12 protein-coding genes and 1 pseudogene are annotated in these 18,930 nt (G+C 39.6%); 3 read left to right on the forward strand and 10 right to left on the reverse strand.

Annotation, left to right across the window (positions count from 1 at the left end; genetic code table 11):
• The first annotated feature begins 104 nt into the window (after nucleotides 1-104).
• The 3 genes from ACMJ0U_RS02945 to tatC all read left to right on the forward strand — a co-directional run bounded on the left by ACMJ0U_RS02945 (nucleotide 105) and on the right by tatC (nucleotide 2,190).
• Nucleotides 105-776: a DUF4627 domain-containing protein gene (locus ACMJ0U_RS02945; RefSeq protein WP_417128060.1), complete on the forward strand. Its 672-nt coding sequence runs from the start codon at nucleotides 105-107 to the stop codon at nucleotides 774-776.
• 380 nt (nucleotides 777-1,156) lie between these two features.
• Nucleotides 1,157-1,381 (forward strand): Sec-independent protein translocase subunit TatA/TatB, encoded by a 225-nt coding sequence (locus ACMJ0U_RS02950; RefSeq protein WP_417128061.1) that lies wholly within the window; start codon nucleotides 1,157-1,159, stop codon nucleotides 1,379-1,381.
• A 5-nt stretch (nucleotides 1,382-1,386) separates the two neighbouring features.
• The gene (gene tatC / locus ACMJ0U_RS02955; RefSeq protein WP_417128062.1) at nucleotides 1,387-2,190 is read left to right on the forward strand and encodes a twin-arginine translocase subunit TatC; all 804 of its coding nucleotides are present in this window, start codon (nucleotides 1,387-1,389) and stop codon (nucleotides 2,188-2,190) included.
• Here tatC and ACMJ0U_RS02960 read toward each other — a convergent pair.
• The 10 genes and pseudogenes from ACMJ0U_RS02960 to ACMJ0U_RS03005 all read right to left on the reverse strand — a co-directional run.
• Nucleotides 2,171-4,177, reverse strand: a complete 2,007-nt coding sequence (locus ACMJ0U_RS02960; RefSeq protein WP_417128063.1) for a glycoside hydrolase family 97 protein — start codon at nucleotides 4,175-4,177, stop codon at nucleotides 2,171-2,173. The two genes, tatC and ACMJ0U_RS02960, sit on opposite strands and share 20 nt — an antisense overlap.
• Nucleotides 4,178-4,293: 116 nt before the next feature.
• On the reverse strand, nucleotides 4,294-5,379 hold the full coding sequence (locus tag ACMJ0U_RS02965; protein ID WP_417128064.1) for a hypothetical protein: 1,086 nt from the start codon (nucleotides 5,377-5,379) through the stop codon (nucleotides 4,294-4,296).
• Nucleotides 5,380-5,401: 22 nt separating this feature from the next.
• A complete protein-coding gene (locus ACMJ0U_RS02970) occupies nucleotides 5,402-6,868 on the reverse strand; it encodes a BT_3987 domain-containing protein (protein ID WP_417128065.1) in 1,467 nt (488 codons plus the stop codon).
• Between the two features lie 6 nt (nucleotides 6,869-6,874).
• Complete coding sequence (locus tag ACMJ0U_RS02975; protein ID WP_417128067.1) at nucleotides 6,875-8,053, reverse strand: DUF1735 and LamG domain-containing protein; 1,179 nt, start codon at nucleotides 8,051-8,053, stop codon at nucleotides 6,875-6,877.
• A 13-nt stretch (nucleotides 8,054-8,066) separates the two neighbouring features.
• On the reverse strand, nucleotides 8,067-9,098 hold the full coding sequence (locus tag ACMJ0U_RS02980; RefSeq protein ID WP_417128068.1) for a glycoside hydrolase family 18: 1,032 nt from the start codon (nucleotides 9,096-9,098) through the stop codon (nucleotides 8,067-8,069).
• A gap of 11 nt (nucleotides 9,099-9,109) precedes the next feature.
• Entirely contained in the window at nucleotides 9,110-10,708 is a 1,599-nt protein-coding gene (locus ACMJ0U_RS02985) for a SusD/RagB family nutrient-binding outer membrane lipoprotein (protein WP_417128070.1), read from the reverse strand.
• A gap of 11 nt (nucleotides 10,709-10,719) precedes the next feature.
• A pseudogene (locus tag ACMJ0U_RS02990) lies at nucleotides 10,720-14,123 on the reverse strand (SusC/RagA family TonB-linked outer membrane protein).
• A 191-nt stretch (nucleotides 14,124-14,314) separates the two neighbouring features.
• Nucleotides 14,315-16,543: a GH92 family glycosyl hydrolase gene (locus tag ACMJ0U_RS02995; RefSeq protein ID WP_417128072.1), complete on the reverse strand. Its 2,229-nt coding sequence runs from the start codon at nucleotides 16,541-16,543 to the stop codon at nucleotides 14,315-14,317.
• Nucleotides 16,544-16,609: 66 nt separating this feature from the next.
• Entirely contained in the window at nucleotides 16,610-17,581 is a 972-nt protein-coding gene (locus tag ACMJ0U_RS03000; protein ID WP_417128073.1) for a glycosidase, read from the reverse strand.
• 22 nt (nucleotides 17,582-17,603) lie between these two features.
• A partial coding sequence (locus ACMJ0U_RS03005; protein WP_417128075.1) for an MFS transporter occupies nucleotides 17,604-18,930 on the reverse strand: 1,327 nt, incomplete at its 5' end.

An 18,930-nucleotide genomic window follows, 5' to 3' on the forward strand; every position in this document is an offset into this window, starting at 1 on the left:
TCAAATTTTAAAACCCTAAACAATCCAAAAAGGGATTTGCATATAGATGAAATTTCGTATATTTGTACAGACTATCTATCAAAACTAACCTAATATTGAACTTTATGAAAAAAGTATTTATTGTAGCCGCAATGGCTTTCCTGGCAATAGGAGTCCAGGCACAGAATTTGGTAAAGAACGGAAACTTTGACACTCCGTTGAATGATGAAAAAACTTATGCATCCATCCCCTCTACAGAAGACTGGTTTGCATTTGACAAAACAAACGGCGCTACTACCATTAGCCCTGCAACCGATGACGAGAAGCATGGCAATGCCGTACAAATCGAAACAACCACTGATAATTCATGGTACAAAGCTTATCTGGGACAGCGCATCCAAGGAGCAGAAAAAGCTGTGTACACGCTATCTTTTGACATGAAAGCGCTTACAGACGGAGCACAAGTCCGTTTCTTTATACGCGATGCAAAGACTGACAATCTTTTCATCATGCGTGAAGGATTTGACCTCAGCGACGAATCAACTAAGAATCAGTCGGCCGCGGCCTACAGCCGCATAATCAAAAAAGCTGGCAGATGGTCAAAAGTATCTGCAAGCTTTGATTTCTCAAGAACAGTCAATGCATTTGCCAGTATCAAAGGGGTGGAAGACAAAGGAGGAACAGTTACGGAGGCTCCCGTTTCAGATGCAACTTTAGGTGATTTTGTCATCGTTATCCAGCTTCAGACAAAAGACTCCAAAGCATTGATTGACAATGTTTCATTGACTAAAAAATAAATTCTTTCCTTACCTATAAAAAGACAGACCACAAGAGAAATTGATCTTTTTTCTCTTGTGGTCTGTCTTTTCCTTTTCTATGAATACTTGACAACACCTTTTCGTTTATCTTCTAATGTTCCATCACTTTTTATGTTTCCCTTACCTGAAACGTAGGTTTCCTATAAAGAGAATGTACGTTTCCGTCTTGAGAAACATAGGTTTTGCCTAAAGAGGACATAAAAAACAAATCGTCACTTCATAAAAAATGTACTAAATCCTACCACTTTTATTGAAAAACTAAAAAGGCAAAAGAGCACACATTTGCTCAGATAAAAAACAATCCATATTTTTGCGGAAGAATAAACTATAAACTAACTCTCTATTTACACAAAAAGTACATGAATACTACATTGCTGTTTATGGGTATCGGTACCCAGGAATTTTTATTTCTTGCTTTAATCATCCTGCTGCTGTTCGGGGGAAAGAAGATTCCCGAACTAATGAAAGGTATTGGCAAAGGTGTAAGAAGTTTCAAGGAAGGCATGAACGAAGTAGAAGATAACCTGAAAGAAACAGACCAAAAGAAGGAAGAAATCACTTCGAACGAGAAAAAAGAAAAATAATTGCCGTGAAGCCCACTCAACCAACGGAACTGACTTTCTGGGACCACCTGGACGAGCTGCGCAAAACGATTATCCACATCGCTTGTGCGGTAATTGTACTTATGCTGCTGGCCTTCTGTTTCAAAGAAGAGCTTTTTAGCCTTATCCTTGCCCCCAAAGAGGGTGATTTTTGTACCTATCGTTTCTTTGCCTGGTTAGGAAGGATGCTGCATATAACCGGACTGGAAGCGGAAGCCTTGCCGGTAAAACTTATCAACACACAGCTTTCAGGACAGTTTCTCACCCACATGAGTGTTTCGTTCTATGCGGGTATTCTGCTGGCTTCTCCTTACATTCTCTATCAGCTTTTTCATTTTATTTCCCCGGCACTCTACCAGAATGAAAAAAAATATTCCCGCTGGCTGATATTCTGGGGCTATCTGCTCTTTCTAACGGGAGTATTATTCAGTTATTTCCTGATATTTCCTTTTACATTCCGCTTTCTTTCTACTTACCAAGTGAGTCAGGAAGTGGAAAATACCATTCTGCTCAGTTCTTATATTGATACGCTGAATATGCTGAGCCTGATGATGGGTATCACGTTTGAAATTCCGATTCTTACCTGGCTGCTGGCCAAACTGGGCATCTTGTCTGCCGATTTCATGGCACAATACAGAAAACACGCCTGGGTTGTCGCAATGATTATCGCTGCCATCATCACTCCTACCTCAGACGTGTTTACCATGCTGATTGTTACCTTTCCAATCGTAATCTTATACGAAGCCAGCATTTTTTTAGTGCGCCACACCGTCAAAAAGGGAAGAAACTGACCGCCTGTCCCCCTCCGTCAGCCATCCTGACGAACAACGTATCCTGTGAAGTCACAATCCGTTCCTCTATACGGTATGAAACCGGATTCTTCTGCCAGTCGGCATTCTCCCCATCAGCATAAATCCGAGCCTTATATTTTTTGTTCCCTTTCAGAAAAGCCAACGGGACATTCACCGTCCGCCCTTCTTCGTTAGTAGCTGCTCCCAAAAAAAACTTTTCACCGGCTCTTCTGACTATGACTACGTATTCTCCAGGTTCTCCAGCCAAAGCCTCTGACCAGTCGCAGTCCGGATCAAAATCGCGAAAGAACTGAAAAGCCGGATGCCCCTCATAATTTTCAATCATATCAGATGCCATCTGCAACGGTGAATATAAAATCACCCACCCGGCAATCTGCTTGGCCAACGTTGTATTCACCCGGCAGTCTTTACTGTCTTTCATGTTCCATTGCTTCCGGGAGGGTGAAACCTTAGCACGCTCATAAGTAATGTCAAAGATTCCAGGAGTATAATCCATCGGACCTGCCAACAAGCGCGTAAAAGGCAGCAGCACATGATGTGACGGAGGATTTCCCTCGCTCCACGCATTCCATTCCATACCTCTTCCCCCCTCACGGGTCATCATGTTGGGATAGGTACGGCGAATACCCGTATCCTTTATCGGCTCATGCACATCCAGCGTAGTGTGGTATCTGGCTGCTGTCTCGACGACCTTCCGATAATGCCTTACGTTAAACTGTCCGTGGTGATTATGTCCTGAAGAAAGTCCTCCGGCATAGCCTGTCTTGACAGTATGGATGCCCAGGTCGGCATACCATTTATAAGCCTCATCCAACTGGCGTTCATAATTCAAGATATTCCCTCCCGTTTCATGATGTCCGATAATTTTGACTCCTTTCTCCTTCGCATAACGTGCTATTTCCTGAATATCAAAATCTTCATAAGGACAAGTATAATCAAAGTTCTGTGAACCACCCCAGTTTTCCCATCCCTGATTCCAGCCTTCAAATACCACGGCATCAATATGATTCTTTTCTGCAAAATCAATGTAACGCTTAGCATTTGCCGTAGTAGCCCCATGACGTGAATCATTCTGCCAGCTTTCTACTCCCAGGTGCATTCCCCACCAGATGCCAATATATTTCATCGGTCGAATCCAATCGGTCGTTTCCAACTTACAAGGTTCATTCAAGTTCAGAATCAGTGAAGAGTTAATCAGTCCCACTGCCTGAGATGCAATCTGAATAGTGCGCCATGGAGTCTGAAGTTTGCCTCCAGCCATCCGCACTTTCACTCCATCAGGCCAGGGAGCAAGTTCTGCCTTAAAGGAGTAATCTTCTGTCTGCTTCAATGTCATCTCCGGAAAATCGGTCAAAGCAGCTTCATGTATACTTGCATATATATCACCGCATTTGAATGTCATTGGTGTATTGGCTGTTTCCACCTTGCTGATTGGCAACGTACGGTATAGCAGTTCGTACGTTTCAAAACTAGCAGGGATAGACCAGGAAAGTCCATCTCTGAGAACATGGAACTCCGTCAACTCGTCTGTAATCAACAGACTGTCTACCCGAGGTACATCGTATTCATAACGAAAGCCGACTCCCTCGTCAAAAATCCTGAAACGTATTACTAAACCGACCTTCTGCTGATTGCTTAAATGCACGGCCATTTCATTGTATTTATTCAACACGGTCTTATTTTTTCCCCATGGCTGTGTCCAAACCTCCTCCTTTGAACTGAAATCTACTTTTTCCACCTGAAAACCTGCCGCCATCGGCAATCCGCTTTTTTCCACAAGCCCTAATGGAGAAGGAGTAATAAACAATGAATCGTTCACTCGAATCGCGTACGACAACTGCCGGGCTTCATCTATAGAAAAAATAAGCTTGATATGTCCGTATGGGGAAGAAACGACAGTGGACCGACTACTACAACCTGCTAGCGCAACGGTCAGGAGGATGATAAATATTTTTATGAATTTCATAATTATTATCACTATATTCTACGGCAAAAATCCCCCTCGTCTTCGCCCAATTTAGAAAAAGACAAGGGGGAAATAACTATCTCAAATATAGATTAATCAGATAAAATAAAACTATACTATTCTGCATAATTAGGCATAATAAGTTTTCCAAAATAAAAGACATCTTCATATTGCGCAGACCAGACAGCCCATATCAAACGCTTCTCTTCGTCAACCTTTATCACCTCAAAATCCAATGGTACCTTATCTATTTTGATATTTATACCTTCAGTATCAGATCTTTTGAAATATTTCATTGTCATATTTTCTTTTTTACCCAACGTGCGATGTCCTGTCGTATCTTTTGTATCAAACCATAAAATAAGACCTTCGCTTCCATTTAAGCCTTCGGAACCTTTCTGCCATCTAAAATGGTCATTGGTTCCATTATAATTATTACCATTGCTTACATAGACTTTTACGCCATCATCTCCAGTAAAAAAGCCATTCGTTTTAGGGGTTTTCAAAATGAATCCGCTCCAGTCATTATAGTACCCTTTATCCGTTAATTGCTTAAATGCTTCCAACTCTTCATCCGTATACGGAGAGCTACTTTCCTCTATTATTACTGGAATTATGACAGACAGCCCGCGACTATCTGTTACAGTCAAGCTGGTTTCCCCTGCTTTTAGCCCTGTAAGAGATATTGAACTTCCTAAAACTGTTGCTGTAACAATCTCTTTGTCAGCAGGAACTGCCTGATATTCCCCATTACCTTCTATTACTTGGATAGTTTGTACTTTGGGATTTCCAAGTGGCAACGAAATTTTAACGCCGTCCTGACTTTCTACTATCAAATTATCTGTAATATACACATTCAACTTAATACTTTTATAATTAAAGTTTTTATCAGAAATGACCACTTCCGTGGCACCTTGCTGCAAACCTTTTACCGTTAGAGTTTTTTCTTGAAGCGAAACCTCCGCAATATCAGAATCAAGCACACTCAATTTATAGTCTCCATTCCCTTCTGTTATTTCATATTGTTTCGTTTCACCAATTTTCAGGTCAAACAAGTCCGCCCCCACATTTAAAGTAGTGCCTTCTGTCTGTTCTGTCTCTGCAACTTCCCATAGACTACTATCCGGTCGATTCATTTCTTCCTCTTCGCATGAAATCAGCCCCATAGCCCCCAAACACATTACATAAATTATTTTTTTCATGATTTCTAATTCAATTATTTAATTACCAATCCTTTCTATAAGGTTTATTATCATAAACAGCTTCGTCTTCAAAAAGAATCCGAGCCATCAGTTCTAACTGTTGAACCTGAGTTTTTCCTTTCACCGGAGTAGAAAAACTTTCCCTGAAAGGATCGTAAGCAAAAACAAAGTTAACTGCATTCTGTGCTTTAATTTTCTCAAGTTCTGTATCGAAAGCCCAATATCCTCTTGCAAACTCCTGAGAATACATTCCCCAGCGAGTCGGATCTAAACCTGGATAATTATCACTCATATCCTGATCAACCACTCCATCATGTCCATAATCAATGTAAGCATAATCCACGTAATATTCAGGCCCACGTTTTGTTCCAGATTCATCCATAAAGTAACAAACCTCAGAACTAAAATCTCTTGTATTTCCTAAAACATAAGCAATATTCAAACGATCAGGCATAATTTTTTTCACTTCATAGAATAAACGTGCTGCGGCTTCAGGAGATTTTTTCACAAATCCAGGAGGTATCGGATTTTCAGGCTTATCCCATTCATCATCATAAAAGACTCCATCCAACTGATATGTATCACACATAATTTTTAATTCACGAGCAAAAGCACGTGCTGTTTCTTCAGACAAGTTTGCCACGCTTGCATGAGTATGGTCGGCCATAATACCTAATATAACTTTCATACCCCTGTCCTGTAAAGGCTTCAAATACTTTTCACGATTATTCAGCAAATACATCACATTGTCATTATGCCCGGCATGAACTGTGCCAGTTTCTTTATCAAGCACGATGTTATCAGAAAACAAAATGACACCATCAAACAAATACTTACCTGAACTCTTTAGAGTAAAGCAAAGATTGTTCAACGGATTCGTATCATTACTTTCTATACATGTAAAGACTTTACATCCACCTTTATCACAATCACCCAGATTTTTCTGAACAGTCACAAAAATCAAATATCCCTGATGGTTCTCTGTCAAATTCAGAGAACCAGAAATCACACTTGCTTTGAGAGGAATCACATAAGTGGTTCCTTCTGTCATTCCATCAACCACAGTAAAACTTACATTCAAAGAATGTGAGCGCTGTTCTCCTTCCAATAACGTCATGCCACCTCCTGCATCCACAAAAACTGCATTTTGTGGAAAAGCTTCATACGCATTATCGGTAGAGACATTGTACCGTTCCAGAACCTCTGTATCATATACTAGCTTTATTTCACTTGCCGTATCTAATTTTTTAGTGGCATTTAAATAAATATTGATAGAAGAAGAATTACCGGAACGTACCTCAACCAAAGAAAAATCCTGTTTCCCGGTTTCATCAGTAAAATATCCGTACTGCTCTCCTATCACTTCATATCTGCTTTCATCTAATGGTTTCAACGCAATTTCAGATTCAGAGCAAGAACCCAAGCCTAAACCCATCAAGACTGGCATGCAAAACAGGCCAATAAACTTATTTATAGTTATTCGTTTCATAATTTTTTATTTTACAGGTAATTCTACAGCATTCCAAATCAATCCATTAGAAGCTTTTCCGTCATTTCCATAAGATGAATAGTCTTTAATCGCATCACCTTTTCCTTCGTTAAACTTCCAATAAGCAACCAAACCTTTAGAGGCTGGATCTACTTTATAAAAATGATTCTCTGCATTTATTTCTTCTTCTGTCAGCACTCTATTCCATATACGGCATTCACAAATATCTCCATCCAGGTAACGGCTATTCTCATAAGAATAACCAATCCAGAAGCTACGAGTATCATCTCCTGTTTCTTCCTCAAAATACTTACCCCAATCTACCGGTCCCCTGAAAATAGTAAACACTTGTTCCGTACGCTTTTTCCCATCAATATATACTTGAACCGTATTGGATGATTGATTATAAGTTACAGCTACATGTGTCCATTTACTTGTTTTACAAACCCAATCTGAAGAGGTCAAGTTCTCACCTTTGGCAGCAATCTGAATCTGGTCTTTCGGCGCTGCATCTCCAAACCGAATCAAGAAATGCCCCTCAACTCCCATCAATGTACTGATATTTGCTCCGCGTCCGTCGGCAAAAGCATTCACATTAATCAAAGCTTCCGCTGTCAGTTCGGTCAGATTCTTCAACGGAGCCGCATTCTTCCAGTTTACTCTAACATTATTCTCACACAAATTTGCAGAAAAATTAATCAAAGAAGCTTCCTTCAGTACAAAGAAGGTAGTACGTTTGCTAGCAAGCACATCAACATTGGCATTCTGAATGCAAACAGGCAATACATACACTTTTGACTTATCCAATGTTTTAAGGTTCTTAAATATAACCTCGACCTCATTTGAAGAGATTTTACCTGCCACAACTTTTGCCATCGGTTGCGGAATCTCAAAATATTCAGATGGAAGCATAACTGCGTTATCAGAATAAATCGTATTATATTGATTCACCAATGCAGCATCAGCAACATAAGTAAAAGTCACATCCACATCTAACTGTTTAGCGATAGAGGCCTGGATAAAACGAGATTCCGTATCCATTTCTTCTTCTACAAAGAAGCGTGAAACGGCATCTGATGCATTGTAAATCTTAGCATCATAATTCTCCAGATCTTCCTGACAGGAAGTGAAACCACCTGCAAAGAACATCAATGCAGCATAAAATAAAACTGAATATATTCTCATATCGTTACCTCCTTTATTTGATTGACGGATTTAATATAGAAATCATATTACGTATATTCTTGTAATTAGAATCAGCAGAGAAATAATCGCCCGAGACATCATAAGCCCCTACAGCACATAAGTTCATGCCGTTCTGAGGAACAGAAGCCCACTCGGCAGCAGCATTTACAGCCAAGACATCACCAAACATATAATGCTTATCTGCTGTATTTAAAGGCACACCTACCACAGAAACGCCATAACGGTCTTTATATTTTTCAATATAACCCAGTGTCAGCAAAGAAGTAAGTTCAGAAGTAGAACTAGCTTGTAGTCCTGATATAAAAATAATTGAGCTTTTATCCAGTACAACAGCATTTTCAGCCAGTACATTCTGGGGACTTCCTTGAAATACTAAAGAATATTTATCTCCATTTCGTTCCATCCAATCCGAGATAATATCCATAAAACAGTTCTCGTTCTGCATATATTCTCGAAGTTCCTCTTCAGGCATGTGTAATGAAGACTTCCCAGAATAATTGATACAAATACCATCGTAGTTATATTTCCCTGCAAGACTTAAAGCATAAGCTAAACTATCAGTCAAGAAAGGACGAAATTCTTTAGAAAAAGGTTCCTTATCAGAAGCTTCCAATATTTTATCATTATAAGCAGACTTCATTTTATCATAATCAATCGTATAGATAACTTTCATACCTTTCTTCTCACGTATAGTCTTTATCTCTTCTAGCTCCATATTTGTCAAGCGGTCAGGATAAATTAACCCAACAACGTCTATGCTATCAGGCAGATCCGTAAGATGATGCGCTCTTGAATAAGGAACTTTCTCACTATTATCAAACCATACATATACCAGTTGATGCTCAGAATTACGATATTCACGCAAATCTTTTAAATAATTTTCATACAATTCAGGATTCTGAGTTTCAATTGTAGCATAATCCATTGATAAACTCTCTGGATCAATCCAGTCACTGCATGATGTATGAAGCAAAGCAACAGTACCTAAAGCCAACACAGCTTTCTTATAAATATTTTTCATCATAGTATTTTCTTTTATTTGGATTTACAATCCCACCAAACATTAGTACCCATGTTATCTAAACCTCCCAAAAGAGTTACAGCATTCTTGATATTATCTTTGTTGCTGATATACTCATCTTGTGGAAATGGCATTCTTCGAGCTCCCTTATCTGAGTCGACGATACCATTACTTTTATTTCCGGCAGCAGATGCTGGAATCAACTTTGGGAAACCTGTGCGACGGTAATCTGCCCAAGCTTCATTTCCTAACATCCAGTTAGCAATCCACTTTTGAATAATAATCCGTTCCTGCTTTTCATCTAAGGAGGCACCTTCATTCCATTGAACAGAAACACTCGTCAGCTGTTGCATATAAGAATTCTCATTTTCAGGATCTGAATAATATCCCACAGTTGCATAATTATTGCTCAAATAAGTATCAACGCCTTCTACTCCCCACTGCTCAAAAGAAAGCCGTACACCATCTTCGTAATATTCTTTTGGTGACTTAGTCCCAGTATTGATGTTAAAAATCGCTTTCCCTTCTGCACGTAAAAATGCAACTTCCGCAGCATTCATCCAATAAATAGGATCAGTAGGTTTTACATTTACCCCAGAATACTGACGCGTCACTTTAGAAGCGGGAACTACGATACCTCTGCGTAAACCGACATAGTCATTTCCACTAAATTCTGATTTTACGAAATATTTTTCTCTTCTCGGGTCATTGTAATTATTCATATATAAAATAATATCTGCGGCGGCATGTGTATCACCACCCGTTTCGCAGCCATCAGCTTGATTATAGCGTGTAGCTGTATAAATAGGATTAGGACTGGTCTTAAAGTAATCCCATTTTGCATTATCTGCATTAGACTCAAGTACACCTCCATTATTTGCATCAACAGCTTCCTCTGCCATCGCTTTTGCTTTATCTGGATCAGCGTACACCAAACGGATTGCAAGACGAAGTTTTAATGAATTTGCAAACTTTATCCATTTATTCAAATCGCCCCCATAAACATAGTCGGCAGTAGAAGATAAACTTAATTCACTATTTTCCTTTAATGTCTTAATTGCCTCATTTAACTCATCAAAAAATCTATAGTACACATCTTTCTGAGAATCATAAGGAGTAGTAATTGAGCCGTCTTCTCCAATTTTAGAGTAAGGGATTGGGCCGTAAGTATCTGTTACTCTATGCATTGTCGCAACTTTAATAATTGTAGCCACCGCCATTGGAACCGGATTTGAAGATTCCTCCGACAATCTTTTTACAAAATTCAAATTCGTATAAAGTATAGGAATAATTCTGTCACTCTTCAAAAAGACACGTGTCCAGTCATCTTTTGCATTATACATCGATATTGTATTAGCCCATCCACTGTTTGAGTCAGCAAAATATCCTCCCATAGGACCGCCCAACAAACAATCTGTAAACTGTGCCGTATTCACATCTGCAGAAACGACACATCCTGCCAGGTTATTCATAGAAGCCCCTAAAGCATAGTCATCTGCTGTTAAATCTCCCGGTTGGTATGGATTAGAATTTATATCCAAATAATCCCCCGTACAAGAAGCGAAGACCAATACAAAAGATCCCAAAATTATTTTATTTATCAGCTTTTTCATACTTTCTTCATTTAAAATTTAAAGCTCAAACTTACACCATAATTACGCAATGAAGGCATCATAAAATAGTCAATACCTTGATAGAAGTTTCCTGTAGAAGCAACAGATTCTGGATCAAACGGCGCTTTATTATAAATCATCCAAAGATTACGCCCTACAAGAGAAATCGTAATATCACAAATATCTTTTAGCATTTTTCTTGGTAAAGTATATCCAATTGAAGCCTCTTGTAAACGTACATTAGTCGCAGAATAAGTATAATACTGAGGAACAGAAGTTCCTCCTCCGATGGCATTATACCAGTTTTCCGGAGATATCTGATCAACTCCATTAATAAATATAGGACCATTGTCACGAGCCACAGCAGAGGCTTCAGATACACCAAAATCATCCAGAACGGCCTGAGTACGTGAGAATACGACACCACCTAAACGGGCTGAAACCAGGAAGCCAAAGTGGAAGTTATTCCAACTGAAACTATTTCTCCATGCCATATTGGCTTTAGGAAGTACACTTCCCAATTTTATATAATCAGCTGAGTTTTGAATCGTCGCGGTAGCCACATTTCCATTCTTATCAACATATATTTTACCATTATCATCGCGCTTCAAATCAATTAAAGAGTACAAGTCACCCATTGTTCCACCTTCTCTCAACAAGAAACGAGTTTCACCCAAGCCACCCATATTTAAAGTCTCAATAGAAAATTTCTCACCAGTCGCAGGATTTATGGCATTATCAGCCAATGTTTCAATCTTATTATGGTTAGCAGAGAAAGTATAATTAGACTCCCAGGTGAACTTATTCCATGTATTCTTGAAACCTAAAGACAATTCCACACCCTGATTTCTGACAGCGCCTGTTTGAATATACAATTTTGACCACCCAGAAACAGGCAAGTCAGGATTAAATGTCTGGTTTTTTGTCAACGTATTATAATAAGTCAAGTCTAAATCAAAATATTTCAAGAAACGTATTGTCAAGCCTACCTCATAAGAATTTGTTCTTTCAGGCTTCAAATCATATACCGGGTACTGAGTTGTACTACTCCATTGTCCATTTTCTTTGTTCCATTCATACAAAGGATTTGCTATATAACGCGGAAATGCGACACCTACAGAAGCAAATGAACCTCGTAATTTCATATATGATAAAAGATTCTTATTCAAATTAGGCATAAGTTCTGAAATAACCACTGAAAGACCAACAGACGGATAAAAGAAACTAGAATTTCTAGAATTCGGACCAGCTAACTGTGAAGGCCAGTCATTGCGTCCTGTTAGAGTCAGATAATAAGTACTCTTATACCCCAATTCTGCAGAAGCAAATAAAGACTGGGTTTGTTCACGCCATCCATCTTGCAAGCGTTCTGTTTTTGTCGGACTCAGATTCTGTATATAGAACCCGTTTGTCAAGCCCACTTTTTCCCCTTCAATTGAGCCATCAGAAATAGGGCCACGAACCTTCATAAAGTCATAGCGCATGTCTGTAAATGAGCCACCAATATTGGCTTGAAGATTCCAGTCTTCTCCAAAAGTTTTATTAATATTTACGAGGAAATCAGCATAGAGCTGTTTTTCATTAGATTTTGCAATACCATACAAGCCACGTGTAGACATTTCTGTTAACTGTGTGTTTGTAGATGCATAGAATTTTTCAGTATAGTCATTGGTAGAGTTATCTAAACGGACACGTCCCGATACACTTAACCAATCAAGAATCTTATAATTAAGACTAGCATTAAGCATATAACGGTCTTTGACATTTTCACGCAAGTTACGATAATTAATCCAATAAGGATTCTGCATCGTCATAGCAGCATCACCAGCAGGCCAATATTGAGTATTAATTTTGCGCACAACATCATAACGTTCATACATCTTGTATCCTCCCAATCTCCTCCACGAGGGAACAAATAGGCACCAACAAGGGGGTTGTTGTACGTACCCTGATTCGTCATGTTACGGTCATTCTGACGAACATAAGTTGCACTCACATCCAAACTCATCTTGTCATCCAAGAACGAAGTTGTATTGCGGAAAGTAAAATTGTAACGATTGTATTTATTATTTGGGACTATGCCTTTTGAATTAACTGCCGCAACAGATACATACGTTTGGTTCTTCTCTGTACCTGTAGATAATGAAATACTCTCTGTTCCTGTAATTCCAGTCTGAAAATAGTCTGAACGGGGATCATATCCGTATCGATTAGCCTCTGTAAGTAATGCCCCCCAACTTCTATCTACATTTGTAGACGATTTAGAGCTACCTGTTCCATATCTATTCTGGAATTTAGGCATTACAAATGGATTCGAAAATTCTGTATTACTATTAACCGTAATTTTCAACCGCCCTTCTTTACCTTTCTTCGTCGTAATTACAATCGCACCATTAGCTGCATCAGAACCATACAAAGCCGCAGCTGCCGCACCGGTCAGAACAGACATTGATTCTATGTCTTCTGGGTTGATATCAGCAATCGGTTCTGTTGTACCTTGAGAACCAAATTCTGTATCTCCCTCACTAGAACCTGCATACATTGGTACACCATCAATAACATAGAGCGCGTTAGAAGACTGCATAATTGATTTTGCGCCACGCATTACCACTTTTGAAGCTCCACCTATACCTGAAGATGAGGCATTGATATTTACACCTGCGACCTTACCACTCAATGAATTAACAAAATTCACATCCTTATTTCTGATAATCTCATCCGCATTCACTTGCTGAACATTATAGGACAAAGCCTTTTCTGAACGCTTAATACCCAAAGCTGTTACCACAACTTCTTCCAACACCTCAGTATCTTCACTTAAAGACACATTAAGCATAGGCTTATTTGCAGTCATCTCTATAGACTTATAGCCTACGTAAGAGAACTGCAACACAGCATTAGGAGTAGATAGACTTAAACTAAAATTTCCATCAAAATCTGTAATGGTTCCGTTGGTGGTCCCTTTTTCTAAAACAGTTACTCCAATCAGTGGTTCTCCTTTTAAATCAGTAATTTTTCCTGATACACTTTTCTGTTGTTGTACAGACTGTTTCTCTGTTGCTTTTGTCTCAGATATCTTAGATAAATAAACAACATTGTCATCTACCCTATAAGTAATCCCTTTTCCTTTCAATGCCTGATCAAGTATTTTGGTCAAAGATGAATTAGACACATTCAATGAAGAAACAGGAACAGAGGCCAATTCATCATCATAAAAGAAACGATAGTTTGATTGTGCCTTAATCTGCTTAATCACAACTCCTAAATTGGAATTAGACAAAGACAGGCTAAATTGAGCAAAAGACACCTGAAACGGAGGTACTGCCAAAACAGCAACCCATAACGCTCTGAGAAGTTTTCTCGAACCAAGTAATGAATTCTTGTTCGAAATGCTTTTCTTTTTAAGGTTAAACATCATAATACTTTATTTTGGTTTTACAGACTTAAAACAACCATGCCTACCTAAAACACTTACTCTTTCTGCATTATTTTTTTACGCTTTATATACTTTTTTCGTCAAAAAACTTCTCACACAAAAAATCAGCATTGTCACAAAGGTCATAATACCTTATGAAACAATGCTGATTTATAATTCAACCAGAATTTCTATTTATAAAACGTCAATGTACCTGCTTTCACGAGGTCATTATGATTTATTCTATAATTACATTTCTTTCCGCCAAGTTCTATCTTTCGTATGTAAGCTTCCGGAGAACTTGTTCCTTTCTTTTCTACCACCAGTTTATCTTTTCCGTAGAAATCCGGATCCAAACGAATGATAATCCGATCGAAAGTCGGATCAGTCAGCGTATATTCCGGCACTCCTGGACAATCAGGATAGAACCCCATCATGCTGAATACTGCCCAGGCTGACATGGTTCCGGCATCATCATTCCCAGGAATACCGTCAGGCTTGGGAGTAAAATATCTGGCCAGCAATTCACGTACGGTTTTCTGGGTTCGCCATTCTTCACCTTTAAAATAACTGAACAAATAAGGATAGGCTATATCTGGCTCGTTGGCAGGATCATAAAAACCTTTATCGAACACCATCTGCAACTTATCGACAAACTTTTTCTGTCCGCCCATCAAACGAGCCAACCCTTTTATGTCATGGGGAACATAGAAAGTGTAATTCCAGGAATTACCTTCATGAAACCCCGGACTCGGCTCAAAATTCTGTCCCTGAAGAGGATCAAACGGGGAATAGAATTTTCCATCCGGCAAAATAGGACGAAAGGTTCCGAATTCCTTACAATAATAGTTCTTATAGCCCATGGAACGTTTATAGAACAAATCGGCATCCTCTTTCTTTCCCATGCTCTTGGCCAGTGTGTATAAAGCATAATCGGCTATGTAATACTCTAGGGCATGTGATACGGAATTGTCGAACTGCTCACGCAGAGGTACGTATCCCCTTTGTATATAATCGTCATTATCTGGACGCATCAGATTGTCTTTTCCTGAAAAAGTAGCTGACTTACACATAGCTTCATAGGCGGTTTCCATATCAAAGTCACGCAGACCTTTCATCCAAGTATCCACAATAACGGGCAAACTGGGATCTCCTTCCATAGTAAGGGTTTCACGCCCATATAGTTCCCACTTGGGCAGCCACCCATGTTCTTTGTACATGTCAATCATGGTTCTTACCATGTCTATCTGCCGTTCAGGATACACCAGTGTCATCAACTGATGCAGGTTACGATACGTATCCCATAAAGAATATACCGTATAGCGATTATTGGGAGTAGTCTTTATCTCACCACTCTCCATCGCAGGATATTCTCCATTTACATCCTGAAGGATATTGGGATGAATCAGCGTATGATACAAGGCGGTATAAAACACGGTTTTCTGTTCGTTTGTACCTCCTTCTACTGTGATGCGGCTCAAGTCATCATTCCATTGTTTACGTGCGCTGGCATGAATCTCGTCGAAGCCTGCGCCATGCTGCTCTGCTTCTAGATTCTGACGGGCATTCTCCATGCTGACAAAAGATACTCCTACGGCAACTTCTATCTGTTCGTTATCCTTTGTATCAAAAGTGAACCATGCTCCAATATCGTCGCCAGCCAGATCTCTGTCATACTGAGTATATAACTTATATTTTCCGTTGTCCTTGTCCCATTCTGCCTCCACGCCACTCATCTTGCGTTGGAGTTTCCAATAACCCGCCTGCTGCGGCACCTTATTTATTCGCATCACAAAGTAAATGGGAAACACTGCTTGGGGATTGTAGCAGAAGGTGCCAAGAAGTTTCATTCCTTCTATTTCCTGGTCATTCACTCTACGTAAATAAGCTCCTGACTCGTTAGTCAATCCTTCCCCCAGATTCATCAAAATATGACTCTTTCCTTTCGGAAAAGTAAAGCGGGTTAATCCCGTTCTCAAGGTAGAAGTCGCCTCAACCTTAATATCATATTTTGTCAGATGCAAGGTGTAATACCCCGGGGAAGCAGCTTCTTTTTCATACTTGCTTCCATAATGATGATAATCAACATCTAGGTCTCCAGCGGTAGGCATCAACAGAAGAGATCCTAATTCGGGACACCCGACACCACTCAAATTGACATGCGACAATCCTGTAAAATAGCTGTTCGTGTAGTCGTAAGGAGTAGACCACCATCGAGAATCCTTGTCGTACGTATTCTCTTCTGACCCCATTACATTAAACGGAACCACTGACATCAAACCATTCGGACATACAGCCCCCGGATTACACGTCCCGAAATTAGTCGTCCCGATAAAAGGGTCAACATAATCCACCGGCTCCTGTGCATTTACCCTGCTTAATGCACACAAAAGCCCCACACATAAGATTAGTTTTTTCATAGGCTTAGAAAATAAAAGGCTATCCCCAGCCCAAAGACTATGGGAACAGCCTGATAATAGTTCATTTTATACAATAGAAGTACGTTTCACAAAATCAATGATTTCGGAAATATAGCCGAAAGCCATTCCTACTACCGTATCGGCAGCACCATAATAAACAGCCACTTTCTCTCCGTCTTGAAGTGCCGCACACGGGAATACGACATTGGGAACATCCCCCTGCAATTCATAAGGTGCAGCAGGAGCCAGCAGATAGTCTCTCGTTCGATACAACACCTTTTCGGGATGGTCTTTATCCAAAATAGCAGCTCCCATAGAGTAACGGAAACCGTTGCAAGTAGTAATAACGCCATGATAGAACATCAGCCAACCTTCTTCCGTAAGGAAAGGTACAGAACCGGCTCCTATTTTCGTACACTGCCAAGCACTTTCTGGGAACGGAGTTACTTTCATCACACAACGATGTTCACCCCAATATTTCATATCAGGACTATAACTGATATAAATATCCCCGAATGGAGTATGTCCGTTATCACTCGGACGACTCAGCATAGCGTACTTTCCATTAATCTTCTGAGGGAATAAGACTCCGTTGCGATTAAATGGAAGAAACGCATTCTCGCACTGGAAAAACTCCTTAAAATCAAATGTATAACCAATACCAATGGTCGGTCCGTGATAACCGTTGCACCATGTAATCCAATAACGGTCTTCAATCCAAGTAACACGAGGATCATATTTATATTCAGAATCTATCATTTCTGTATTCCCAGGTTTGAATACAATGGGGTCATGATTGATTTCCCAGTTTATTCCATCCTTACTGAAACCTGCAAAGATATTCATCTGTACAGCTCGGTTATCACAACGGAACACCCCTGCAAATCCATCTTCAAAAGGGACTACCGCACTATTGAAAATGCTGTTTGATGAGGGAATCTGATAACGTCCAATGACGGGATTCTTCGAATACCGCCACATTACTTCTTTACAATCTGCCGGGCGTTCTTCCCAGGGCATCACAAATTTCTTATCCATATTCTATTCTTTTAACTTATGATTACACATATTCTTGTTCACCTTTTATCAGATTTCCGCCATTATCATACTTAAACGGGATAAAATAAGTAATCAAAAAAGCAGGAATCGTTGCAATCAGCACAAAGATAAAAAAAGGTTCGTATCCTCCAGGTTTATCAAACCAATTTCCCAAATTTTCACATACCCATCCGCTCAACATCCCAGGAATCATTACTCCAAAATTCATGATACCTGAAGCAAAAGCATAATGAGCCATCTGATGTTTTCCGGGCGCTATCTGCTGCATCATGAATAAAGTAAGCCCTACAAATCCAAAACCGTATCCAAAGTATTCAAAAACAATGCCCGCACATATCACCCAACCGCTTTCGGGCTGTAGGTAAGCAAACAAAGCGTATACAATAAAAGGGAAATTGAATATACAACACAGCGTAAACAGAGTTTTTTTCAATCCTCGCCGGGCAATATAATATCCTGCCAGCAAAGATCCCAACACAAATGCTGCTGCTCCATAAATTCCATAATAAAGACCTATTTCCTTTTCACTCAATCCAAGCCCTCCCATTTCACGGTTTGCCTTCAAGAAGAGAGGAACGATTTTCATCACAAATCCTTCTGCAAAACGATACAGAATAATAAAACAAATATAATATATAATATGTGTCTTGCGAAAGAAATCCATCAACACCTGTCCCAGCTCTTTCATTACTTCCTTATTGCCTCTTTCCTCCTTCTTCACTTTCACCACTTGAGTAGAAGGCAATGCAAAAAGATGATAGATTCCCAATAGTATCATGGTAACTGAAAGTATCAGCAAAATTATCATCCACGCTTTCTTACTAGCCTCCAAAGAACCAGCAGCTGCATTTGCTTCAATAAGGTATCCTGCTAAATACACTAGACCTCCCGTTGCAATGACCTTGGCTATGTTATAAAAAGCTCCTTGCCAACCAATAAATTTCGCCTGGTCTTCATTGGACAGTTCACTCATATACACTCCGTCGCAGGCAATATCATGAGTGGCACCGCTGAAAGCAATCACAGCCAGCAGAGCTATCGACACACTGAAAAAGTGAGAAAGATTCAAAGACAACGCTACCAGTCCAAAAGTCACTCCGGTAACCAACTGAGTCACTATCACAAAGAATTTCTTTGTCCGAAACAATTCCAAGAAAGGACTCCACAGAGGTTTAAGTGTCCAAGGCAAAAGAATTAATGAGGTCCAAAAAGTAATCAGTTTATCATCTACTTCAAGCCCTTTGAACATCAGCACTGTAACCATATTCAGAACTACAAAAGGAAGCCCCATCGCAAAATAAGCCGTAGGCACCCATGATATCGGTGAT

Source organism: Phocaeicola sp., from assembly GCF_048170425.1.
GTDB lineage: Bacteria > Bacteroidota > Bacteroidia > Bacteroidales > Bacteroidaceae > Phocaeicola.

Bases quoted from the DNA above. Each gene is read 5' to 3' on its own strand.
- ACMJ0U_RS02995 (WP_417128072.1), bottom strand. From the start codon at position 16,543: ATGAAAAAACTAATCTTATGTGTGGGGCTTTTGTGTGCATTAAGCAGG.
- ACMJ0U_RS02975 (WP_417128067.1), bottom strand. From the start codon at position 8,053: ATGAGAATATATTCAGTTTTATTTTATGCTGCATTGATGTTCTTTGCA.
- ACMJ0U_RS02950 (WP_417128061.1), top strand. From the start codon at position 1,157: ATGAATACTACATTGCTGTTTATGGGTATCGGTACCCAGGAATTTTTA.
- ACMJ0U_RS03000 (WP_417128073.1), bottom strand. From the start codon at position 17,581: ATGGATAAGAAATTTGTGATGCCCTGGGAAGAACGCCCGGCAGATTGT.
- ACMJ0U_RS02970 (WP_417128065.1), bottom strand. From the start codon at position 6,868: ATGAAACGAATAACTATAAATAAGTTTATTGGCCTGTTTTGCATGCCA.
- ACMJ0U_RS02985 (WP_417128070.1), bottom strand. From the start codon at position 10,708: ATGAAAAAGCTGATAAATAAAATAATTTTGGGATCTTTTGTATTGGTC.
- ACMJ0U_RS02980 (WP_417128068.1), bottom strand. From the start codon at position 9,098: ATGATGAAAAATATTTATAAGAAAGCTGTGTTGGCTTTAGGTACTGTT.
- ACMJ0U_RS02945 (WP_417128060.1), top strand. From the start codon at position 105: ATGAAAAAAGTATTTATTGTAGCCGCAATGGCTTTCCTGGCAATAGGA.
- ACMJ0U_RS02965 (WP_417128064.1), bottom strand. From the start codon at position 5,379: ATGAAAAAAATAATTTATGTAATGTGTTTGGGGGCTATGGGGCTGATT.
- ACMJ0U_RS02960 (WP_417128063.1), bottom strand. From the start codon at position 4,177: ATGAAATTCATAAAAATATTTATCATCCTCCTGACCGTTGCGCTAGCA.